Below are 23,204 nucleotides of genomic sequence, written 5' to 3'. Positions count from 1 at the left end.
AATTGGAGGTGCAACATTTATGTATGCGACAATCGAATCTGTGGAGCTCCAAGAGGAAGCAAATCAATTGGCTGCCATGATTCTTCAGTCGGAGGAGGCTGAACATTACCGCAACTGCTTTAAGCGTCTCCAGCAAGACGAAGAAGCCCAACAAATTATTGCCCATTTTACAAAAGTAAAAGAGCAATATGAAGATGTGCAGCGGTTCGGCAAATACCATCCGGACTATAGAACGATCTCAAAAGAAATGCGTGAGGTCAAAAGAAAGCTAGATCTTCACGATACAGTGGTTGATTTCAAAAAAGCAGAAACAGCGATTCAATCCATCTTAGATGAGATTAGTATTGAAATCGGTCAAGCTGTATCAGCATATATTAAAGTTCCAACAGGGAACCCATATTTTGATGGTCTATCATCATGCGGCGGTGGCTGTGGATCAGGAGGCAGCTGTGGCTGTAAAGTATCTTGACGAGACTTGAACGTCTCGTCTTTTACATAATGAACGGAAAGAATTGAAAAGCGGCAGGTGAAAAGATGGATACCAAACGTCAAGGGATGGTCGTTTGGCTGCATTCGTTAAAGCAGTCAAAAGCGCTAAGGAAATTTGGGAATGTTCACTATATTTCAAGGAAAATGAAATATGCAGTGATTTATTGTGATATGAATGATCTTGAGCGCCACATGGCAAAGCTCAGTTCATTGCCATTTGTGAAACGTGTTGAGCCTTCCTATAAACCTTTTATTAAATTAGAGTACGAATCGAAATTGGACAAAGCAAAAGAGTATGACTATAAGGTGGGCTTTTAAAGACACAAAAAAACCCCCGCGGCATCACCCGCGGGGTCCTTCTATTCTTAATGATTCATTAAGGAGAAGGCAAAGGGAGAGGAGAAACCGGAGGAAGAACTTATGGGGAAACGTAAGTCTTCTCCGCGGTTGGCAACAGCACCACATCAGATGCTGTTAACAGTAGTATTACCCTCTCTTTTGTGATCTATACATAGAAAATGAATGGAATTCAGTGCATTGTCCCATGTGGAGTGGATATGGTAAGATAATGTTGAATTTTTTGTCATCAAACAATATTCAATAGATGCAAGCAGAAAAAGTGGTGGAAAAATGAGAGTGATTTCTGGAACAAAAAAAGGCCGCACGCTGAAAGCCGTACCCGGCCAATCAACAAGACCAACAACAGATAAAGTAAAAGAATCCATTTTTAATATGATTGGACCGTATTTTGATGGGGGATGGGCCCTTGATTTATTTGCTGGAAGTGGTGGTTTAGGTATTGAAGCGCTTTCTAGAGGGTTCGATCATTGTATATTTGTGGATCGAGATATGAAGGCGATTCAGACGATTAAAGGCAACTTGAATCAATTGTCGCTGATGGGTCAAAGTGAAGTGTTTCGAAATGATGCAAACCGTGCACTCGCTGCTGTAGTGAAGCGAGAAGAATCTTTTCAAGCCATCTTCCTTGATCCGCCGTATAAAGATCAAAAGTTGAAAGCACTTCTTGATACGATTGATGAGCATTCCTTATTAGCAGATGATGGCGTCATTGTGTGTGAGCACGATAAAGATGTGACACTGCCAGAGGAAGCAGGACAGCTACATATCTCAAGGCAGGAAATGTACGGAATGACTGGCATTACGATCTATAGAAAGCGGGGAAATTAAAGCATGGGGAATATAGCCGTTTGTCCGGGTAGCTTCGATCCAGTCACATTGGGCCATTTGGATATTATCAAAAGAGGGGCAAAGATTTTTGATGAAGTATATGTGTGCGTCCTTAATAACTCGTCAAAAAAGCCGCTTTTTACTGTTGAAGAGCGATGTGAACTCATTCGTCAAGCAACAAAGGAGCTACCAAATATCAAAGTGGAATCCTTTCATGGACTGCTCGTTGATTATGCGAAACAAAAAGAGGCGAAAGTCATTTTACGCGGACTTAGAGCGGTGACGGACTTTGAATACGAGATGCAAGGGACATCAATGAACAAAGTGTTGAATGATGACATTGAAACGTTCTTTATGATGACGAATAATCAATACTCCTTCTTAAGTTCAAGCATTGTTAAAGAAGTAGCGAAGTATCATGGATCAGTCAAAGAGCTTGTACCGCAAGAGGTCGAAGCTGCGCTGAAAGAAAAATTTAATGGATGAGTGCATTGTGCACTCATCCATTTTTTAATTTCTGATAATAGAGCGCAATATACACGATCAGACTGAACAAGGTGATGAGAGGACCAGCAGATACAAGCTGATTCCATAAAACGCTGCTAAACATCACGACTTGCTCGCTTGCTTCAAATGCCCCTGCTGGAAGCGCCATTTCTGCTTTAGAGACATAAAGGGGTTTGAATAACAGAAAGGCAAAGACGGCTGCGTAAATACCGTGAAGCAAACGGGCCAAGAAAAACGGTTTAAAGCGTATATCGGTGGCTGCCAATATCCCAGCTACCTGAGCTTGAACGGAGAATCCGCTAAATCCTAAAATAAAGCTGACCACAATTGTTTTAGCGAGCAGGGAAACCTCTTGTGATCCTGTGAGCTGACTTCCTAATGTGATTTCAAATAGACCCGCAATCATGGCTAGATCTAATTCCGGCGGAAGGTGCATCGTTTTCAGTATAGAGCCGATCCCGATAGAGAGAAGATCTGTTACATGAACGACAGCGAGCATTTGACTAAAGACAGAAAATAAAATGATAAAGCCGCCAATCATAAAGAGCGTTTGAACAGATGACATGACAGCGTCACTTAATATTTGGCCAAGTGGTCTTTTTTCTGCGAGTCTTGCCGTATGAAGAGCGCTGAATGCTTCTCGAATTGGAGGCAATAAAAATCCTTTTCGGCTTCTGAGGTGCGCATCATGACGTGCTTTATATCCGCGCATCGTCACCCCAACCGCGAGATTTCCTAAATAATGTGCACAGGCTAACACAATGCCTAAAGCTGGGTGATGAAAAAATCCTACAGCCACTGCTCCAAAAATGAACAAAGGGTTTGAAGAATTGGTAAATGACACAAGGCGTTCTGCTTCAATTCTTGTCAGCTGTCCTTCCTGCCGAAGTCTTGTCGTCAATTTAGCGCCAGAAGGAAAACCAGAGGCCATTCCCATCGCTAATACAAATCCGCCGACACCAGGCACCCGAAAGATAGGCCGCATAAATGGCTCTAATAATACGCCGACAAATCTAACAATCCCGAAACTGATTAATAGCTCGGACAAAATAAAAAAAGGTAGCAGCGATGGAAAAACCACTTCCCACCACATTGCAAGTCCATTTTTCGATGCTTGCAAAGAGGCTTGTGGATGTGTAATCACAGTGGCTGTTAAAAAGATAAAAAAAGCAGCGATGAACAGAGTGTTCCATTTTTTCATGGAGATGTCGCCCCTTGCCGTTATAATCTATTGGCGAGCTCGTGATTAAAGAAAAAGAGATGCTAGCCGAGCCTGTCTTCTATTACTATACGATGAGAAGGGGCATGTTTAGACCTATAGATTCGTATATATGCATAGAAAGAGGAGGGTGGATTCATGAAACGACCGATTATCGGGCTTGCGCTGGGCTCCGGGGGTGCCAGAGGGATGGCGCATATCGGGGTTTTATCTAGTCTTGAGAAACAAGGAATTCAGGTGGATATGATCGCAGGAAGCAGTATTGGTGCTCTTGTGGGGAGCTTTTATGCGGCAGGACAAGACGTAGAAAAAATGAAAAAACTTGCACTTGTCTTCAGAAGAAAGTATTATGCTGACTATACACTGCCAAAAATCGGTCTGTTAAAAGGAAATCGAATTTTGCAGCTGATTCACACGTTTACATATGGGAAGAATATTGAAGAAATGCGCGTGCCGCTTGCGATTGTCGCCTGTGACCTTCAGACAGGGGAGAAGGTTGTGTTCAAAGAAGGGTCTGTCTCACAAGCAGTCAGGGCAAGCATTAGCATTCCGGGTGTGTTTGTTCCGCATGAAATAGGCGGCAGGCAATTGGTGGATGGAGCGGTAGTGGACCGCATTCCAGTCTCTGTTCTCAAAGAAATGGGAGCAGATCTCATTATCGCCTCTGATGTATCAAGGGTGAAAAAAACAGAAAAGGCAACGAGATTATCGGATGTCATTATGCAAAGTTTGGACATCCTTCAAAATGAATTGGTTCGTCACCAAACCATTCATGCAGATCTCATGATTCGGCCGAAGCTCGAGACCTTTAGCTCTAGTGCGTTTACACAGGTTCAAGAAATGATTGAAGCAGGTGAACTCGCCGCCGACCAACTAAAAGGAAAACTGAAAGATGTCATTGATAAATGGGAGTGTTAATCGAATGAAAAAATTAAATATTCGCTGGCTCAGCTTTTTTGCTGTTGTTCTAGTCTTATTTGGCTTAACTTTTGTGAAACTGCCCTATTACGTCACAAAGCCAGGTGATGCAACAGAAATTGCGCCACACATTCAAGTAGACGGAGGATATGGCGAGAAGGGCAGCTTTTCTCTTATGACCATTAAAGTAGGTCCAGCCAATCCATATACGTATTTGCTTGCAAAAATGAACAAGTATGACGAAATCGTTCCAGAAGAAAATATTAAAGCGGACGGAGAGTCTGATGAGGATTATATGAAACGGCAGCTGCAGCTCATGAAAAGTTCTCAAGAAAATGCGATGATTGCCGCTTATACAAAAGCAGGGAAAAAAGTAGATTATACGTTTAATGGGGTATATGCGAGCTATGTGATGAAAGGAATGCCTGCATATGGGAAGATTGAAGTTGGCGATAAGATCAAAAGCGTCGACGGTCATACATATGAGTCAGCAGATAAAATGGTTTCGTATATCAGCAGTAAAAAAGCAGGCACGACTGTCCGTTTTATACTTGAACGTAATGGCAAAGAAATCACGCAGAACGTGACGTTAAAACCATTTAAAGAAGAGCCAAAACGAGTGGGAATTGGCGTATCATTATTTACAGACCGTCATGTGAAAGTGTCTCCTTCTGTGAAAGTGGATATTGAAAACATCGGCGGTCCATCAGCTGGTTTAATGATGTCACTTGAAATTTACAATCAGCTGACAAAAGAAGATGAAACACACGGCTATGCGATCGCAGGAACTGGAACGATTGATGCAGATGGTACAGTCGGACCGATTGGTGGAATTGATCAAAAGGTTGTTGCAGCAGACAAAGCAGGGAAAGACATCTTCTTTGCACCGAATGATAAAGGTGACCCAAACTCTGACTACAAAAATGCAGTCAAAACAGCAAAAGATATTAAAAGTGATATGAAAATCGTTCCTGTGGATACCATGCAGGACGCACTAAACTATTTAAACAAATTAAAAGAGAAAGCATCATAAAAAAGAGCAGCCTGCAAATCAGGCTGCTTTTTTTATCGAGATGAAAAGAGTCCGCTCTCTTCATCATATCGAATCGGTGATGTTTTAAACTCTGCTTTCGTTAATTCTGTTTGCATGGGTTCACAGATGGGAAGGCTGAACACCCTTGAAGCGCGAATATCAAGATCAAGGGCGGGATGTGAAAAGGAAGACAGTTTACTCACAAGTGGTACATCCAACTCTTTTTTTACAAGAGACAGGTACTGTTGTCCTTTCCTTGTCATTCCAAGTAAACGAATATAGGGCGCTTTTTTCTCTTCAAGCAACGCGTGCATCGTCTTTTTCTTCACGTTCATTAATAGATGCGTATTCATCCGCTGTAACCTTGTCCACGTATATCGTTTTGTTTTGACAAGTGATAGATACTCCTCGTAGGAAGACGCATGTGTCATGGCTTTTTGCATGCGGTGTTCAATGCCTTCTTCAATTTCATAGATGCCCTCTAGTTCACTCGTATCCATTGTATGAAAAACATGTTTCAGAAAGCGAAAATAGGCTTCTTGCGTATGTAAAAGACCATATGAAGAATGATAGTCGTGTAATTGCTTTAAAGTAGCGTCCGGGAGGTAGGGCGTGACTGCTTGAAATGAGCTCTGTTCTTTTAAAGCTTTTCGGATACTTGTGGCGCTTGCGATTTTTTGGTTGTCAGGTAGTTCTTCATCATGATAATCAGATGCAATTCTTTGAGACGTAAAAGGCTGCATGTGAGGAGCTCTCTCTAAGATGGCTTTAACATAATGAAAGCCTAAAATGTTATTTGGTTTGGACAAATCCAGTAAGTGTTCAGAATGAATGGCCTCTTGAAACGCACCTGCTGCTGCTGCGGGATAACTAAGACCTTCTTTCACCTTTTCTTTTGTTAAAAGGTCAATCTCTGCCTTTTTTTCATGCCAAGCGTGTGCTGTGCGCTCAAATGCTTTGATCTCTCCATCCTCACTGCCGAAAAAAAGAGAATGGCATTTTAATGCATCGAGGATGGACACAGCGCCATTGGCGAAGGTTTCTGCCTTTTGTACGGCATATATGTATGGAAGCTCACACACAATGTCTACACCGTTTTGCAGTGCCATTTTTGTACGTGCCCATTTTGAAACGATGGCAGGCTCCCCGCGCTGGAGGAAAGAACCGCTCATGACGGCAATGGCAACATCTGAGGAGGTTTGTTTTTTCGCCTGGTTCACATGATAGGCATGCCCATAATGAAATGGATTGTACTCGACAACGACTCCCACTGCTTTCAATAGATGTTCCGCCTTTCTTGCTATGGTTAAATGGTCTGTGCTACAGTAGCATAAGGGAAAAATGAAGACCATTTTTTTCAGTGTAGGCATTCCGAGAACTGATGTCAAACAGCCCTTTGACGTCATGAAGGACTGTAAAGAAAAAATATTGACAAATAGCATGATGAAAGCTATAATCATGTTTGTTGCTCTTAGAGGTGATACAATTGAAATGGACAGTTTATCAGTTACATCAAAAAGCTAAAAACAGCTTCGATTTTCATGAGACGGTTGACTTAAATGAACTTACTAGCCTTCATTCAGATATACGTCGTATTTCACCAGTAGAGGTGAAAGGGACTGGAGTGATCGAATCAAAGCAAGTCGCATTTGATTTAACCATCACAGGTGAAATGACATTGCCTTGTTCAAGAACGCTTGTTGATGTAAATTATCCATTTGCGATTTCAACAAAAGAACTATTTGTACTTCATAAGACAGACGATATAGAAGATGAAGACGTATCTGTTGTAGAAGACGATATCATCGACTTAACGCCTATAGTCAAGGAAGAAATTCTTCTTGAAGTGCCCATGCAAATCTTTTGCGACCAAGCTGACGTAAAAGGTGCTGCACCACAGGAAGGGAATGACTGGGCGGTCATTTCGGAAGATGCACATCAAAACCGAATTGATCCTCGTCTGGAAGGCTTGAAGAAGCTCTTAGAAGAAAATAATGAATCTTAACTCTTTAAGGAGGTGGGAATAATGGCTGTACCTTTTAGAAGAACTTCTAAAATGAAAAAAAGATTGCGTCGTACGCATTTCAAACTACAAGTACCTGGTATGGTAGCTTGCCCAGAATGCGGTGAAATGAAAATTTCTCATCGTGTCTGCAAATCTTGCGGAACATACAAAGGCAAAGACGTAAAAAGCAACTAATGCTTGATAAAAAAACGTGAGGGAATCTTCCCTTGCGTTTTTTTATTGATCTATTTTTAGGTTTCTCTCCTGCAAATAGTCTATCTACTCTAGTAAGCGCATATGATGTGGTATTCAGATTCAGGGGGGATGATGAGTTGACGATTACACGGCAGGACGCATGGACACAAGATGAAGATTTACTTTTAGCAGAAGTTGTCTTAAGGCATATCCGAGATGGCGGTACCCAGCTTTCAGCATTTGAAGAGGTGGGAAAAGCATTGTCAAGAACAGCAGCAGCATGTGGATTCAGGTGGAATTCTTACGTCAGAAAGCAGTACCAGGCAGGTATTGAGCTTGCCAAAAAACAGCGAAAAGAACTGCGTAAAAAAATTGGTATCCATTCTTCGGGTTTACCGCAGCATGCGTTCACCATAGAGGAGAAGGCATCTTCTGATCAGACTGAACTAACGCTTCGAGAAGTAATTCGGTTTCTAGAGCAGCTTGAGAAAGAACCATCTGGTCCAGCTTATTTACGGGAGGAGCTTAAAGATGCACAGCATCAATTAAAATCACTCACCGAAGAAAATGAACAGCTGAAGCGTCAATTAAAAATGACAGAAGAAGATTACCGGGCACTTATTGGTATTGTTGAAAGAGTCAAACAGAATATCAGCTTAAAAGATTACGCAAAATAAGAAAACGCCCCTCACAGATGGAAAGAGGGGCGTTTTCTTAATGATTAAAATGATTAAGCGGACTCACCTGTGTTCTTTTGAATATGTGCAGGCTCCCAAATGAGTGGGTTTTCTCCTTTATCGCGTTCCATATCATATTTCACCGCTTCAAAGCCCATTTTATCCCAAAAACCGGCAGATTTGACGCGTGGATTCGTTCGAATTGGAAGGCCGAAAGATTTTGCGAAATCAACAAGTGCTTCGCCGTAACCTTTACGCTGATATCCTGGCAACACTTCTAGCTTCCACAGCTCTAGATAATCATGATTATGGTCAAAATACGTCGTCGTCGAGCCATCTACTTGATAGAGGCTCATACGTGCCACAAGCTTATCTCCAAAGTAAATCCCATAAAATGGAGAGTTGCTGTCATTTTCAATCATATTACTTTCTAGGTCTTCAAGCATGGAAAGTTCTTGTATGCCATATTCCTTAAATTGTTTAAATTCCTCTAATGTTTTGTAGTTAATCAGAAGACGTTTTACTTGTGTCATGTGATCTTCCCCCTTACACACATAATGTCGACAGTGATGTCATTGAAGGCGTTTTCATCCCATCCGCCTAAAAAAGTTTTTACACTTATTATTATAGTTTTTTAATTAAAAAAATTCAATCATAGCGCGTTATCTGCTTTTTGCATCGTAGCACGGAACTGGTAAAATAGTTGATAACATGAAGTAAACAGAAAAAGGGAAGTGCGGCAATTGAAAATTGGAATCATTGGCGGTGGTGCGATTGGTCTGCTTTGTGCCAGTTATTTATCAGAACATCATGACATCACCCTCTTTACAAGAAGAAAACAGCAGGCAGAAGAAATTCGAGCATTAGGCATCGAACGAATGGTAAGAGGGGAAACCATTCAATCAGCTGTTGGGGCCGATACGGGGGTCAAAGGAATATTTGATTTGCTGATTGTGACAGTGAAGTATCATCACCTGCAAGATGTTCTAGGGGAATTATCGGGACTGCCTCATCAGCGGATCTTATTTTTGCAGAACGGAATGGCCCACCTCGTCGATTTAAAGAACTGGAAAACGGCACATCAGTTATATATTGGTGTAGTAGAGCATGGCGCAATGAAGGTGTCTGATCGCGCAGTAAACCATACAGGAATTGGTGTCATCAAGTGGGGAGCATTTCTGCATGAGGAAAAAGGACCTATGAGTAGTGAACTGTCAACGGGCGATTTTCAAATGGTTTATACAGATGAATGGAAGAAAGTACTGGAGGAAAAACTGCTCGTCAATGTGTGTATTAATCCGTTGACGGCTTTATTACATGTGAATAATGGGGAATTGGTATCGAACCCTGCATATGAACATATGATGACATGTGCATTTGAAGAAGCGGTTTCCATTCTAGGGTTGCCTGAGAAAGATCGTCTATGGGCTCATGTGAAATCAATTTGTCATCAAACGGCTGCCAATCAATCGTCGATGCTGCAAGATATCGTCAAAGGCCGCCAAACTGAAAGAAAAGCAATCATTGGCTACCTTTTAAAAAAAGCTCAAGGTCAAGGGATGACGCCGCCATTCCTCACTTTCTTGAATAGAAGCTTGGAAGTATTGGAAAAAAAGCAAACAAAATCTTTTGAGTGAGCTCATTTACATGCTATACTTTTTTCGGGAAACTAACTATTTATTGAAGAAAGGAAGTTCTAAACATGCAATTGACTGAACTTTCCATCCGAAGTCAGAATTTATTCATACGTGATTATATAGAAGAAAAAAAAGAGATGACTGCTTTTTTTGATTATGATATACATTCTGAGCACACATGGAAAAAGAGATACGACGATCTCATGGAAAGGAGCTTCCCGCGCGAGGCTTTAGCGGATTATATGAGCGCATATCATGCGAAATTTGATTCGGCTGCGATGCGTGAGAATATTGAGAAGATCCGTGATGAACGGAGCGTCATGGTGGTTGGAGGACAGCAGGCAGGCTTACTGGCAGGTCCGCTTTATACCATACATAAAATCATTTCCATTATTCAGTTTGCCAAAGAAAAAGAATCAGCGCTTGGCGTTCCTGTTATTCCGGTCTTTTGGGTAGCGGGTGAAGATCACGACGTAGACGAAATTAACTTTGTGTACACGTCTGGCGAAAAAGGCCCAGTCAAACAAAAGCTTCCATTACATCATGTGAAAAAAACAGCTGCGAAAAGAACACCTCTTCACCAAGAGAAAACAGAGAGATGGCTTCGTGATGTATTTTCAACCTATGAGGAATCTGCTTACACCAATGACTTGTTTGATCAGCTTCTTCGATGTTTACGCAAATCAGAAACGTTTACTGATTTCTTTGAGTGGATTGTTTGCGATCTATTTGAAGAAGATGGACTCCTGTTATTGAATTCAGGAGACTTCGGCGTGAAGCCACTTGAACGTACGTTATTCAAGCAAATTGTGGAGTCGAGTGATGCGATCGTGGCTCGCTTAAATAACACGCAGGCTGCCATGAAACAAGCGGGGTATCAGCCGATTATTGAAGCTGGTGACCATCAAGCCAACTTGTTTTACGAATATGATGATGAACGTTTCCTCATTGAACAAGAGAATGGCCAATTTTCTATATCTGAAGTGGGGCTTACTTGGACAAAAGATGAGCTTTTGCAGGAAGTCGAGGAGCACCCAGAGCGGTTTAGCAATAATGTGGTGACCCGTCCATTGATGCAGGAAGCCCTTCTTCCAACGCTTGCTTTTATGGCTGGACACGGTGAAGTGAACTATTGGGGTGAGCTGAAAGGCATCTTCGAGTACTTCGATGTCAAAATGGCACCCGTTCTTCCAAGACTGCACGTCACCATTCTTGAAAGGCACATTGATAAGAAGCTGCCAATAAGAGAATTGTCGGTTGAAGAAGTGCTGACAAAAGGCGTGAAAGAAAAGAAGGATGCGCACTTTCAGCAAAGTCTTCCAGACAGCTTTGTTCAATCGGTTCAACATGCGAAACGTGAATTAGCGAATGTTCATGAGGCAATGAGACAAGAAGCGCTAGAGATCGAACCAAGCTTTGAACAGCTATTAGATAAAAATGCCAAATTTATAGAAGACCAGCTTCAATTTGTTTATCAAAAGGTTGCGAAGCGTGTGGAAGAGAAGGAAGGATACATTCTTCGAGATTTTGAACGGATTGAAAATAGTTTAAAACCACTCGAAGCACCACAAGAAAGAATTTGGAATATCATGTACTTTTTAAACAAATATGGTCCAGAATTCTTCAAAACGTTCAAAAATCTGCCATTTTCATTTCAAAACAAGCAACAAATTGTCAAACTTTGAAATAAAGTTTTAATGAACCCTGACTAGTTCAGGGTTTTTTTTTATGTGGAAACAGTGTAAAATAAGTTTTGTGGAGAGAAGTGGTGGATAGTGGAGAGTATGGGTGAGAAAGTGGGGCTCTAATATCATGTTCATGGGTGAATACCAACATACGATTGATACAAAAGGGCGCATGATCATCCCTGCTAAATTTAGAGACGGTCTCGGAGAACAGTTTGTGCTGACGAGAGGGCTTGATCAATGTTTATTTGGCTACCCTATGAGTGAGTGGAAACTAATTGAAGAGAAACTCAAAGCACTGCCGCTAACGAAAAAAGATGCACGTGCGTTTACCCGGTTCTTCTTCTCCGGCGCAGTTGAATGTGATCTGGACAAGCAGGGGCGCATTAACATCGCATCCAACCTACTCCAATATGCAAAACTCGAAAAAGAATGTGTGGTCATCGGCGTTTCAAATCGAATTGAGTTGTGGAGTAAGTCGATCTGGGAACAATATACAGAAGAGCAAGAAGATTCTTTTGCTGAAATTGCTGAAAACATGATTGGATTTGATATATAATAATCCCTTGTGCAGCAAGCTTTCTACACATTCATTTCTATTTGAAAAAGGTGGGACCATATCATCATGTTTCAACATGAGACAGTATTATTAAAAGAAACAGTTGACGGTTTAAACGTCAAAGAAGACGGTACATATGTGGACTGCACGCTAGGCGGCGCAGGTCATAGCTCATATTTACTATCTCAATTATCAGAAAAAGGTACATTAATTGGGTTTGACCAAGACGATGCTGCACTGGATCATGCACGAGAGAAGCTCGCGGATTCTAAAGCGAACATTCTTTTCATAAAAAGCAACTTCCGATATTTAAAAGAACGTCTGAATGAACAAGGTATTACAAGCGTAGACGGTGTGATTTTTGATCTTGGGGTTTCATCACCTCAGCTTGACACACCAGAGAGAGGCTTTAGTTATCACCATGATGCACCTCTTGACATGCGAATGGATCAAACCGCTGCTTTGTCAGCAAAACAAGTGGTGAATGAATGGCCATTTGAAGATCTAGTTCGGATTTTCTACAAATATGGGGAAGAAAAATTCAGCAAGCAAATCGCACGCAAAATTGAAGAAGCCAGAAAAAAAGCGCCAATTGAAACAACAGGTGAGCTTGTCGACATTATTAAAGAAGGAATTCCCGCACCTGCAAGACGAAAAGGCGGACATCCAGCGAAAAGAGTATTTCAAGCGATCCGAATTGCCGTAAATGACGAATTGAAAGTATTTGAAGAAGCACTAGAACAAGCAATAGAGTTACTCAATCCGAAGGGGAGAATTTCTGTCATTACATTCCATTCACTTGAAGATCGGATTTGTAAAAGTACATTTAAAGAAATGTCTTCTCTTCCAGAACTTCCGCACGGACTACCAGTGATTCCAGAAGGACTTGAACCAAAACTGAAGCTGATCACGAGAAAACCAATCGTTGCATCAGAACAAGAGCTGGAATATAACAACCGTGCCCGTTCAGCGAAGCTCCGAATTGCAGAAAAAAAGTAAACGACACCATAGATGATGATAAAAAGGAGGTTTCTTATGAGTAATTTGGCTTACCAAAGAGAAGTAAAGCAACATCAAACCGAGCAACAAGGTCAATCGGTTGTGATTAGAAGAAGAGGTTCTATTACACTTGGTGAAAAAATCTTACTTGTCATGTTTGTCATGGCTCTCATGTGCAGCTCGATCCTCATCATTTCGAAAGCCTTTGCTGTTTATCACGCAAATATCGAAGTGCAGAAGCTAGAACAGCAAGTGTCATTAGAATCGAAAAAGATCACTGAACTGCAAAAGCAAAAAGATTTACTAAGTGAACCAGAGAGAATCATTGAAGCCGCTAAAAAAGCAGGCTTAAGCATGTCGAAAGATGTTAAGAAGGTCGATTAACATGGCGATGCCTAAAAAGAATAAAATGATGAACAGAGGCGCGGCAATTGCGAGTATTTGCTTCGCCCTGTTTTTCTTTATCATCCTTGCACGTTTTATTTATATTCAGATTACGGGAACCGTCGATGGACAAGTGTTAGCTGCAAAAGCCAATGAACAATATCAATCGAAAAAAACACTTGAAGCCAAAAGAGGGTCCATTTTAGACAGAAACGGAAATGTGATTGCGGAAGATACATCTGTGTATAAGCTGATTGCAATCATGAGCAAGAAAATGACGGTCGATCCAAAGCATCCGATGCATGTCGTTGACAAAGAAAAGACAGCAAAAGAGCTGTCAAAGGTCATTGATATGAGTGAGAGTGAAATTTTAAAGCGTCTGAATACAAAAGATGCATTCCAAGTCGAGTTTGGTAAAGCCGGAAAGGATATTAGTTTTTCAACAAAGGAAAAAATTGAAAAGCTAAAACTTCCTGGGATCGCCTTTGAAAAAGACACAAAGAGGTATTATCCAAACGGCATGTTTGCTTCGAACTTAATCGGTTATGCTAGATTAGATGAAGCAACGAAGGACATGTCAGGCGCAATGGGTCTAGAAAAGGCGCTGAATAAATATTTAAAAGAAAAAGATGGTTATGTAACGTATAACAGTGACAGAAGCGGATGGGCACTTCCGAATAGTAAAGAAGACATCGTTGCCCCGAAAGACGGGAAAAACGTCACACTGACCATCGACCAAAAAATTCAAGCATTTCTTGAAGAAAGTATGACGCAGGTCGCTAAAAAATATAAGCCGAAGAAAATCATTGCGACAGTCGTTGATCCGAAAACTGGAAGAGTTCTTGCAATGGGACAGCGGCCAAGCTTTAATTTAAATGAACTCGACATTACGAATTATAACAACGATGTCATTTCCTACGCATTTGAACCAGGTTCAACGATGAAAATTTTTACACTCGCTGCTGCTATCCAAGAAGGAGTGTACCAAGGCAGTGACAAGTATCAGTCTGGTACTTATAAAGTAGGCGGCGGTCTTGTAAGAGACCATAACAATGGAAATGGTTGGGGGAAAATTGATTTTCATGAAGGTGTTCTACGTTCTTCAAACGTAGCTTTTGCGAAACTGGCAAAAGAAAAGCTAGGTTTCACACGCTACGAACAATACTTACAAAAATTCCATTTCTATGACAAAACAGGCATAGATTTGCCGAACGAAGCGTCTAGTAAAATCAATTTCAGATACGAATATGACAAAGCATCGACTGCTTATGGTCAGGCGTCCGCGATTACCCCAATTCAGCAAATTGAAGCGGCGACAGCCATTGCCAACGGTGGAACGATGATGAAGCCATATGTAATCGATCATATTACAGACCCGAACACAAACAAAACAATTTTACAGCACGAACCAACAGTAGCAGGAAAACCAATTTCTTCTGATACAGCGAAGCAAGTCCGTGACATTTTAGGTGAGGTCGTTTCCTCAAAAATTGGCACAGGACAGCCATATCAAATCAAAGGTTTTGATGTCGCTGGGAAAACGGGTACAGGACAAATTGGCGGTGCTGGCGGCTACCTTCAAGGGAGAAACGATTACGTCTTTTCATTTATGGGAATGGCACCAAAAGATGATCCGAAGCTGCTCGTTTATGTGGCTGTCCAACAGCCTCAGCTATCTGAAACACAAACAGGCTCTGCCCCTGTTTCAGAAATCTTTAACCCTGTGATGAAAAATAGTTTGCTCTATTTAAATATCGCACCAACAAAAACAGATGATAAAAAATCTGGCAAACAGAAAATAAAACAAGAAACAATGCCGTCATTCCTAGATTTAGAAGTGAAACAGGCAGAAACAGAAGCAAAAAACAAAAAGTTATCACCTGTTGTCATTGGTGACGGTCTATCCATTAAACGCCAATGGCCAAATGCGGGCTCTGAATTCTCTGAAAGCCAGAAAGTCTTTTTGAAAACAGCAGGGAAAACCATTAAAATGCCTGATATGACAGGCTGGTCCAGAAGGGAAGTTCTTCAATATGCGTCTATTTCAGGTGTGCATATTGAAACAAATGGACAGGGATATGCTGTCAAACAAAGCGTGAAAAGTGGAGCGGAGATTTCAGATAAAGTCGTCACAGTGACCTTCAAAAGTCCAAATTAACTTGAAAACCTAGCAAATCATTTGCTAGGTTTTTTTCTTCTGCTTGAGCGATGGACGAGATCGTTCTATAAAAAGACGAGCCTGCATATGATGAAAACAAGCCATATGTAAGGAGTGAACCGGGCGTGCGAGTGTCAAGTGTAACAGTGAGAAAACGATTGCTTTTCGTGCTGCTGTTTGGGGTGATCATTTTTTTCATCATAGATACTAGATTAGGATATGTGCAGTTTATTATGGGCGAGAAGCTGACAAGTTTAGCGAAAGATTCATGGAGCCGTAACCTTCCATTTGAACCAGAACGAGGAGATATTTTGGATCGAAATGGAGTGGAGCTGGCGACGAACAAAAGTGCTCCCTCTATTTTAGTCGTGCCGCGGCAGGTGAAAGACCCAGCAGAAACAAGCAAAAAATTAGCAGCAGTGCTGAATATGTCTGAGGAGAAAGCGTACAAGCATGTCACCAAGAAAACGTCTATAGAACGAATTTCCCCAGAGGGGAGAAAAGTATCTCATGAAAAAGCAAAACAAGTCAGAGAGCTTGATTTAGATGGAGTCTATGTAGCAGAGGACAGCATCAGACATTACCCGTTTGGAAGTTTCTTATCTCATGTATTAGGTTTTGCTGGAATTGATAATCAAGGCTTACTTGGGCTAGAAGCGTACTATGATGATGACCTAAAAGGTGAAAAAGGCTCTGTGAAATTTTATTCTGATGCAAAAGGGCAGAAAATGCCAGATGAAGCAGATGATTATACACCGCCTAAAGATGGGCTTGATATGAAATTAACCGTTGATTCAAAAGTGCAAACCATCATCGAACGAGAATTAGACAATGCCCAGGCAAAATATAACCCAGATGGCATGATTGCCATTGCTATGAATCCGAAAAATGGTGAGGTTCTGGGAATGTCGAGCAGACCTGACTTTGATCCGGCTGACTATCAATCAGTTGATTCAAAAGTATTTAACCGAAACTTACCGGTGTGGAGCACATATGAGCCAGGATCGACGTTTAAAATCATTACACTGGCAGCTGCCCTGGAAGAAAATAAAGTAAATTTAAAACGTGATCATTTTTTTGACAGCGGATCTGTGACAGTGGATGGCGCAAGACTCAGGTGCTGGAAAAAGGGAGGACATGGATCACAGTCGTTTCTAGAAGTGGTACAAAACTCTTGTAACCCAGGATTCGTCGAGCTAGGCGACCGTCTTGGGAAAGATAAACTATTTTCTTATATTAAAAATTTCGGCTTTGGTCAAAAGACAGGAATCGACCTTCAAGGAGAAGGTAGAGGAATTTTGTTCCCGCTTGATCGTGTTGGTCCTGTAGAACAGGCAACAACAGCCTTTGGTCAAGGTGTATCTGTTACGCCGATTCAACAAGTAGCTGCAGTGGCAGCCGCAGTAAATGGAGGAACGCTTTACACGCCGTATATTGCAAAAGAATGGATCGATCCAATTACAAAAGAGGTAGTGAAAAAGCAATCACCAATTGCCAAGAAGAAAGTCATTTCAGCGGAGACGTCTAAAGAAATCAGGTATGCCCTTGAAAGTGTAGTCGCTCAAGGAACTGGCCGGAATGCATTCGTTGAAGGATATCGGGTGGGCGGAAAAACAGGAACAGCACAGAAAGTAAAAGACGGAAAGTACATGGAAAATAACCACATTGTGTCATTTATCGGGTTTGCACCTGCGGATGATCCAAGCATTGTTGTATATGTAGCAGTAGATAACCCAAAAGGCACGATTCAATTTGGTGGGACAGTAGCGGCACCTATTGTGGGCCATATTATGCGAGACAGTCTGCCTGAAATGGGCGTGAAAAAAAGAAAAGGACAAATTGAAAAGAAGTATCAATGGCTGGACACAAAAACCATTGAGGTACCGAATCTTGTAGGAGGATCTGTTTCTGACCTTGAATCACTCCTGATTAATCTAAAGATTGATGCTTCAGGAACTGGCAGTAAAGTGGTGAAGCAATCGCCTGCTGCCGGCACAAAGGTCAAAGAAGGTTCCACGATCCGATTATACTTAAATGATGAATAATAAAGAATGAACAGAGGGTAGCCGCACTCATTCGGCTGCCTCTTTTTGTTGAAAGAGAAGGGTCGCTTTAAAAAAAGAGCATAAAGTGTGCTTTTTCCAAGAGAAACTTAAGGAATACGCTGGATGTATCCTTTTTTTTACGATAAAATATAGACTGTGTGTTTTTTTCACAAGACATGCACGTGAACGAATTTGAGAGGTTTGATATGAAATGAAATTACAAGAACTCCTTACATACTTTAAAAGTGAAAACAATGAACTGATAAACGAAAATCCGGAGATTACTTCCATTGAAATGGATTCAAGAGAAGTGAAAAAAGGGAGTCTTTTTGTCTGTATAAAAGGCTATACAGTAGATGGACATGATTACGCTGAAAAAGCAGTGAAAAGCGGGGCTGCAGCGATTGTAGCAGAACACCCACTTCACATAACAGATGTACCAGTCATTATTGTAAAACACTCTCAAAGAGCACTTGCAAGAATAGCAGATGCTTTTTACGAACAGCCAACTCATCAACTCAATCTAATTGGTATTACAGGAACGAACGGGAAAACGTCCACAACACACATGATTGAGCAAATCATGAGAAAAGCCGATAAAAAAACAGGTTTAATCGGTACGATGTATATGAAGGTAAACGATGAAATTCTCGAAGTGAAAAACACAACACCTGAGAGTGTCACCCTTCAGAAGACCTTTAAGCAGATGCTTGATCAAGACGTAGATACGGCCATTATGGAAGTATCATCACATGCTTTGCATCTTGGGCGTGTTCATGGATGTGATTATGATATTGCCGTCTTTACAAATCTTACCCAAGATCATTTGGACTACCACAACACAATGGAAGAATATAAACATGCAAAAAGCTTGCTCTTTTCCCAGCTCGGAAGTGCCTTTCAGCACGATAAGCCGAAGCATGCCATTTTAAATGCAGATGATGAAGCGTCTAGTTATTTTGAAAAAGTCACAGCTGCTGAAATTATGACGTATGGCTTAGAGCAAGAATCAGATGTAATGGCAAAGAACATTCAAATCAAACCAAAGGGAACACAATTTGATTTGATCACCCCAATCGGCACAAAAAATGTGACGGTTGCCCTTATTGGGAAATTCAATGTGTATAACATTCTAGCAGCTGTATCAGTAGGAATTGTATCAGGCTTAACGTTTGAAACGATCGTTAGTGCCATTGAAGAACTTGAGGGAGTCAAAGGAAGATTCGAACTTGTGAATTGTGATCAAGACTTCCCAGTCATCGTTGATTATGCGCACACACCTGACAGTTTAGAAAATGTACTGACTACGTGCAGAGAATTAACAGAAGGTAGAATTTTCTGTGTAGTTGGCTGCGGGGGCGACCGTGATAAAACCAAGCGCCCTCAGATGGCCCAAATCGCTGTGAAATATGCAGATGAGCCTGTTTTCACATCAGATAATCCAAGAAGTGAAGATCCATCAGCCATTTTGAAAGACATGGAAAATGGCGTGCCAAACGCCTATTATCATAGCTTTGTGAACCGGAAACAGGCCATCTTTTTTGCCATTGCTAATGCAAAAAAGGGCGATACAGTCTTAATAGCTGGAAAAGGCCATGAAACGTACCAAATCATTGGTGATCAAGTCTATGACTTTGATGATGCCAAGGTGGCAGCCGACGCTATTTTAGATCTAAACAAATCTTAAAAATGATGAAAAGAGTGTAATGAAATGAAGCATTTTGTACAAAAACAACATACGAAAGACACGAATGAATATCATAATAATGAATGCTATTTTCTAATGGAAAACGGCTTTGGAAATTCGGAAGGAGTAAAGAACAATGCTTGAACAGGTGATATTGTTTACAATCATAATGGGATTTTTAATCAGTGTTCTTTTATCCCCGATTTTTATTCCGTTTTTAAGAAGACTTAAATTTGGTCAAAGTATTAGAGAAGAAGGACCTCAGTCTCACCAAAAGAAATCTGGTACCCCAACAATGGGTGGAATTATGATTATCTTTTCTATTACAATTACAACGATCGTGATGATTAACAAATTCTCTGAGATTAGTCCAGAAATGTTTTTATTGTTATTTGTCACCCTTGGCTACGGATTATTAGGATTTTTAGATGATTATATTAAAGTAGCGATGAAGCGAAATCTTGGCTTAACATCAAAACAAAAACTGATCGGGCAAATTGTGATTGCTGTGATTTTCTATGCAGTCTTCCATTATTATGAGTTTGCAACGACTATTCGCATTCCAGGAACAGATGTCAGCTTTGACTTAGGATGGGCATACTTTATCCTCGTCGTTTTCATGCTTGTCGGTGGTTCTAATGCGGTAAACCTTACAGATGGACTTGATGGTTTATTATCTGGAACAGCTGCTATTGCATTCGGAGCTTTTGCTATATTGGCTTGGAATCAATCTCAGTATGATGTGGCGATCTTTTCGGTAGCAGTAGCAGGGGCTGTCCTTGGGTTCCTTGTCTTTAATGCGCATCCTGCAAAAGTATTTATGGGTGATACGGGATCGCTTGCTTTAGGCGGTGCCATCGTGGCCATTGCCATTTTAACGAAACTTGAGATTTTACTCGTCATTATTGGAGGAGTATTTGTTGTTGAAACGTTATCCGTTATCCTTCAAGTCATCTCCTTTAAAACAACTGGAAAAAGAATCTTTAAGATGAGCCCGCTTCACCACCACTATGAGTTAGTTGGCTGGTCTGAGTGGAGAGTAGTTGTCACCTTCTGGACAGCTGGTTTATTGCTTGCTGTTTTAGGAATTTACATCGAGGTGTGGTTATAATTGAATAGGATGCAAATGTTAAAAGACGAACATGTACTAGTACTAGGCCTTGCAAAAAGCGGATATGCGGCAGCCTCAATTCTTCACGAACACGGAATAAACGTGACGGTCAATGACCAAAAAGCTTTTGAAGAAAACGAGCCTGCTCAGTTACTTTCTGAAAAGGGGATTGATGTCATTTGTGGCAGTCATCCTCTTCGTATGTTCGACGATAAAGAAATTACGATTTTAATTAAGAACCCTGGAATTCCTTATGAGAATGTGATGGTTCAAGAGGCGCTTCGCCGAAAAATTCCAGTTTGGACTGAAATAGAATTGGCGTATCATTTGACCTCATCTCCTTTTATTGGGATTACCGGATCAAATGGAAAAACGACCACGACCACTTTGATTTATGAAATGTTGAAAAAAGACAGCCAAAAAACATTGGTAGCAGGTAATATCGGAACGGTCGCAAGTGAAGTTGCCGCGCGTGCAGCGGGCGATGAATGGATCGTAACTGAGCTCTCTTCATTTCAGTTAATGGGAACCGTTGAATTCAGACCTAAAATCAGCTTAATATTAAATATTTTTGACGCACATTTAGACTATCATCACACGCGTGAAGAATACGAAAAAGCAAAACAGAAAGTGTATGCACATCAACAAGAAGATGACATAGCTGTGGTTAACCTAGATGATCCTTCTGTTGTCAAACTAGCAGAAGATTCGAAAGCGCAAAAAGTGTTTTTCTCAGTTAAAGAGCCGGTAGCACATGGAGCGTTTATTAAAGATGGTGCCATTTACTATATGAATGAACATGTCATTGACCTCAAGGATGTTGTTCTTCCTGGTGAGCATAACCAAGAAAATATTCTAGCAGCTATTTGTGTTGTAAAAAATGCAGGCTGCTCAAACGAAGCGATTGCGCAAGTTCTTACTACATTTAGTGGAGTGAAGCATCGTTTGCAATTTGTGGAGACGATTCAAAATAGAAAATTTTATAATGACAGTAAAGCGACCAATATACTGGCAACAAGTAAAGCTTTGTCTGCCTTCAAGCAGCCGACCATTTTACTAGCAGGTGGACTGGATCGTGGCAATGAATTTGATGAATTAAAACCTTTTATGAAGAATGTTAAAGGAATGATTACATTTGGTGAGACTGCGCCTAAGTTTGTGAAGCTTGGTGAAGAGCTGGGAATACATCACGTAAAACATGTCGATAATGTTGAACAAGCAGTACCTGCGGCGTTTAGCATATCTGAAGAAGAAGACGTGATTTTATTGTCTCCAGCTTGTGCAAGCTGGGATCAGCATAAAACATTTGAAGAACGTGGAGACATGTTTGTAAACGCCGTGCATATGCTTAAATAAGGGCTTGTCTCTCATAAGACTGACAGCCCAAATGAAATTATGCTTGGGGTGTCGGTCTCTTGACGAATAAGAAAACTTCTCCGGATTTTTTGCTTGTTGTCATTACGTTACTTTTATTGACGATTGGTTTAATTATGGTGTACAGCGCAAGTGCTGTGTGGGCATCGTATAAATTTGATGATTCGTTTTATTTTGCAAAAAGACAGCTTTTGTTTGCCGGAATCGGAGTTATCGCAATGTTTTTCATTATGCGGGTCGATTATTGGACGTGGCGGACTTGGTCAAAGATACTGATTGCAGTGTGTTTTCTCCTCCTCGTGCTTGTCTTGATTCCTGGTATCGGTATGGAGAGAAATGGTTCAAGAAGCTGGATTGGTGTCGGTGCGTTTAGTATTCAGCCCTCTGAATTTATGAAGCTTGCGATGATTGCGTTTCTTGCAAAATTCTTATCTGAAAAGCAAAAGAATATCACATCCTTTCGTAAAGGTTTTGCCCCAGCACTAGGCATTGTGTTTTCTGCATTTGCCATCATTATGCTGCAGCCGGACCTAGGTACAGGAACGGTTATGGTTGGAACCTGTATTATTATGATATTTGTTTCAGGTGCGAGAATCGCTCACTTTATCTTTCTCGGTCTTTTAGGGCTTAGCGGATTTGCCGCACTTGTCTTATCAGCACCCTATCGAATAAAACGAATTACATCTTATTTAAATCCTTGGGAGGATCCACTTGGCAGCGGGTTTCAAATTATTCAATCGTTATACGCTGTCGGTCCAGGTGGCCTGTTTGGAATGGGGCTAGGTCAGAGTAGACAAAAATTCTTCTATTTGCCTGAGCCTCAAACAGACTTTATCTTTGCTATATTGTCTGAAGAACTTGGATTTATAGGTGGATCACTCATTTTGCTGCTCTTTAGTGTTCTATTGTGGAGAGGCATTAGAATAGCCCTCGGGGCACCAGATTTATATGGGAGTTTCTTGGCAGTGGGCATCATCTCAATGGTTGCCATTCAAGTAATGATTAATATCGCAGTTGTCACTGGCCTCATCCCTGTGACGGGCATCACACTCCCATTCTTAAGTTATGGCGGTTCATCACTTACATTAATGCTGATGGCAATTGGCGTACTTTTGAATGTAAGCAGGTATGCTAGATATTAATGTGCTGATAGTTCATGAAACCATATAGACTTGTATTTTGCAAAAGTATGAAAAAATGATTTGAAGAGTGAAAATGGCAGTTTCTGTTTCGAAAACATGATGATTGACTCTTCTTTACAGGTTTTGACGGAGCCCTGTTGTTTAAAACAGGGTTTATACTTTGTTCAGAGCAGAAAAAAATTGAGGGGAAAT

23 protein-coding genes are annotated in these 23,204 nt (G+C 41.0%); 20 read left to right on the top strand and 3 right to left on the bottom strand.

Annotated features, from left to right (window positions below; translation table 11 throughout):
- The first annotated feature begins 19 nt into the window (after positions 1-19).
- From LCD34_RS17210 to coaD, 4 genes are all read left to right on the top strand, one after another.
- Complete coding sequence (locus LCD34_RS17210; RefSeq protein ID WP_007499807.1) at positions 20-469, top strand: YlbF family regulator; 450 nt, start codon at positions 20-22, stop codon at positions 467-469.
- Between the two features lie 65 nt (positions 470-534).
- Positions 535-807, top strand: a complete 273-nt coding sequence (locus LCD34_RS17205) for a YlbG family protein (protein ID WP_008345023.1) — start codon at positions 535-537, stop codon at positions 805-807.
- 312 nt (positions 808-1,119) lie between these two features.
- Positions 1,120-1,677: a 16S rRNA (guanine(966)-N(2))-methyltransferase RsmD gene (gene rsmD / locus LCD34_RS17200; protein ID WP_224559780.1), complete on the top strand. Its 558-nt coding sequence runs from the start codon at positions 1,120-1,122 to the stop codon at positions 1,675-1,677.
- A gap of 3 nt (positions 1,678-1,680) precedes the next feature.
- Positions 1,681-2,163 (top strand): pantetheine-phosphate adenylyltransferase, encoded by a 483-nt coding sequence (coaD, locus tag LCD34_RS17195; protein WP_007499803.1) that lies wholly within the window; start codon positions 1,681-1,683, stop codon positions 2,161-2,163.
- Between the two features lie 13 nt (positions 2,164-2,176).
- Here the strand turns inward: coaD and ylbJ are convergent, their stop codons facing one another.
- A complete protein-coding gene (ylbJ, locus tag LCD34_RS17190; protein WP_263490880.1) occupies positions 2,177-3,385 on the bottom strand; it encodes a sporulation integral membrane protein YlbJ in 1,209 nt (402 codons plus the stop codon).
- A gap of 156 nt (positions 3,386-3,541) precedes the next feature.
- Between ylbJ and LCD34_RS17185 the strand changes: the two genes are divergently transcribed.
- Both LCD34_RS17185 and LCD34_RS17180 read left to right on the top strand, forming a co-directional pair.
- Positions 3,542-4,321: a patatin-like phospholipase family protein gene (locus LCD34_RS17185; protein WP_017367186.1), complete on the top strand. Its 780-nt coding sequence runs from the start codon at positions 3,542-3,544 to the stop codon at positions 4,319-4,321.
- 4 nt (positions 4,322-4,325) lie between these two features.
- Complete coding sequence (locus tag LCD34_RS17180) at positions 4,326-5,354, top strand: SepM family pheromone-processing serine protease (RefSeq protein ID WP_039963613.1); 1,029 nt, start codon at positions 4,326-4,328, stop codon at positions 5,352-5,354.
- A gap of 32 nt (positions 5,355-5,386) precedes the next feature.
- On the opposite strand, the gene LCD34_RS17175 is transcribed toward LCD34_RS17180, so the two are convergent.
- Positions 5,387-6,634 carry a nucleotidyltransferase gene (locus LCD34_RS17175; protein WP_411910442.1) on the bottom strand — a complete coding sequence of 416 codons (1,248 nt, stop codon included), beginning with the start codon at positions 6,632-6,634 and terminating at the stop codon, positions 5,387-5,389.
- A 206-nt stretch (positions 6,635-6,840) separates the two neighbouring features.
- On the opposite strand from LCD34_RS17175, the gene LCD34_RS17170 reads away from it, so the two are divergent.
- From LCD34_RS17170 to gerR, 3 genes are all read left to right on the top strand, one after another.
- A complete protein-coding gene (locus LCD34_RS17170; RefSeq protein WP_008345010.1) occupies positions 6,841-7,359 on the top strand; it encodes a YceD family protein in 519 nt (172 codons plus the stop codon).
- Positions 7,360-7,380: 21 nt separating this feature from the next.
- The gene (gene rpmF, locus LCD34_RS17165; RefSeq protein ID WP_008354700.1) at positions 7,381-7,554 is read left to right on the top strand and encodes a 50S ribosomal protein L32; all 174 of its coding nucleotides are present in this window, start codon (positions 7,381-7,383) and stop codon (positions 7,552-7,554) included.
- A gap of 137 nt (positions 7,555-7,691) precedes the next feature.
- The gene (gerR, locus tag LCD34_RS17160; RefSeq protein ID WP_017359370.1) at positions 7,692-8,231 is read left to right on the top strand and encodes a sporulation-specific transcriptional regulator GerR; all 540 of its coding nucleotides are present in this window, start codon (positions 7,692-7,694) and stop codon (positions 8,229-8,231) included.
- A gap of 53 nt (positions 8,232-8,284) precedes the next feature.
- On the opposite strand, the gene LCD34_RS17155 is transcribed toward gerR, so the two are convergent.
- On the bottom strand, positions 8,285-8,764 hold the full coding sequence (locus LCD34_RS17155; protein WP_007499784.1) for an N-acetyltransferase: 480 nt from the start codon (positions 8,762-8,764) through the stop codon (positions 8,285-8,287).
- A 210-nt stretch (positions 8,765-8,974) separates the two neighbouring features.
- On the opposite strand from LCD34_RS17155, the gene LCD34_RS17150 reads away from it, so the two are divergent.
- The 11 genes from LCD34_RS17150 to spoVE all read left to right on the top strand — a co-directional run bounded on the left by LCD34_RS17150 (position 8,975) and on the right by spoVE (position 23,012).
- Positions 8,975-9,868: a 2-dehydropantoate 2-reductase gene (locus tag LCD34_RS17150; protein ID WP_060832310.1), complete on the top strand. Its 894-nt coding sequence runs from the start codon at positions 8,975-8,977 to the stop codon at positions 9,866-9,868.
- Between the two features lie 65 nt (positions 9,869-9,933).
- A complete protein-coding gene (gene bshC, locus LCD34_RS17145) occupies positions 9,934-11,553 on the top strand; it encodes a bacillithiol biosynthesis cysteine-adding enzyme BshC (RefSeq protein WP_050827235.1) in 1,620 nt (539 codons plus the stop codon).
- A gap of 127 nt (positions 11,554-11,680) precedes the next feature.
- Entirely contained in the window at positions 11,681-12,112 is a 432-nt protein-coding gene (gene mraZ, locus LCD34_RS17140) for a division/cell wall cluster transcriptional repressor MraZ (protein ID WP_003211163.1), read from the top strand.
- Between the two features lie 66 nt (positions 12,113-12,178).
- Entirely contained in the window at positions 12,179-13,111 is a 933-nt protein-coding gene (rsmH, locus tag LCD34_RS17135; protein ID WP_125588912.1) for a 16S rRNA (cytosine(1402)-N(4))-methyltransferase RsmH, read from the top strand.
- Positions 13,112-13,147: 36 nt separating this feature from the next.
- Positions 13,148-13,495 (top strand): cell division protein FtsL, encoded by a 348-nt coding sequence (ftsL, locus tag LCD34_RS17130; RefSeq protein WP_025207292.1) that lies wholly within the window; start codon positions 13,148-13,150, stop codon positions 13,493-13,495.
- A gap of 7 nt (positions 13,496-13,502) precedes the next feature.
- The gene (locus LCD34_RS17125; protein ID WP_024720306.1) at positions 13,503-15,653 is read left to right on the top strand and encodes a penicillin-binding protein; all 2,151 of its coding nucleotides are present in this window, start codon (positions 13,503-13,505) and stop codon (positions 15,651-15,653) included.
- 125 nt (positions 15,654-15,778) lie between these two features.
- Positions 15,779-17,698, top strand: coding sequence for a stage V sporulation protein D (locus LCD34_RS17120; protein WP_052320390.1), 1,920 nt, complete (start codon positions 15,779-15,781; stop codon positions 17,696-17,698).
- A 211-nt stretch (positions 17,699-17,909) separates the two neighbouring features.
- Positions 17,910-19,385: a UDP-N-acetylmuramoyl-L-alanyl-D-glutamate--2,6-diaminopimelate ligase gene (locus tag LCD34_RS17115; RefSeq protein WP_224559777.1), complete on the top strand. Its 1,476-nt coding sequence runs from the start codon at positions 17,910-17,912 to the stop codon at positions 19,383-19,385.
- A gap of 136 nt (positions 19,386-19,521) precedes the next feature.
- A complete protein-coding gene (mraY, locus tag LCD34_RS17110) occupies positions 19,522-20,496 on the top strand; it encodes a phospho-N-acetylmuramoyl-pentapeptide-transferase (protein ID WP_007499771.1) in 975 nt (324 codons plus the stop codon).
- A 9-nt stretch (positions 20,497-20,505) separates the two neighbouring features.
- Positions 20,506-21,852: a UDP-N-acetylmuramoyl-L-alanine--D-glutamate ligase gene (gene murD / locus LCD34_RS17105; protein WP_370539203.1), complete on the top strand. Its 1,347-nt coding sequence runs from the start codon at positions 20,506-20,508 to the stop codon at positions 21,850-21,852.
- A 59-nt stretch (positions 21,853-21,911) separates the two neighbouring features.
- The gene (spoVE, locus tag LCD34_RS17100) at positions 21,912-23,012 is read left to right on the top strand and encodes a stage V sporulation protein E (RefSeq protein WP_007499768.1); all 1,101 of its coding nucleotides are present in this window, start codon (positions 21,912-21,914) and stop codon (positions 23,010-23,012) included.
- Positions 23,013-23,204 lie beyond the last annotated feature (192 nt).

This window comes from Bacillus sp. RAR_M1_44 (assembly GCF_020165935.1).
Classification (GTDB): domain Bacteria; phylum Bacillota; class Bacilli; order Bacillales; family Bacillaceae; genus Bacillus; species Bacillus altitudinis.
Note: the sequence above shows the minus strand (reverse complement) of the source record. Positions and strands in the feature narration are given on the sequence as shown.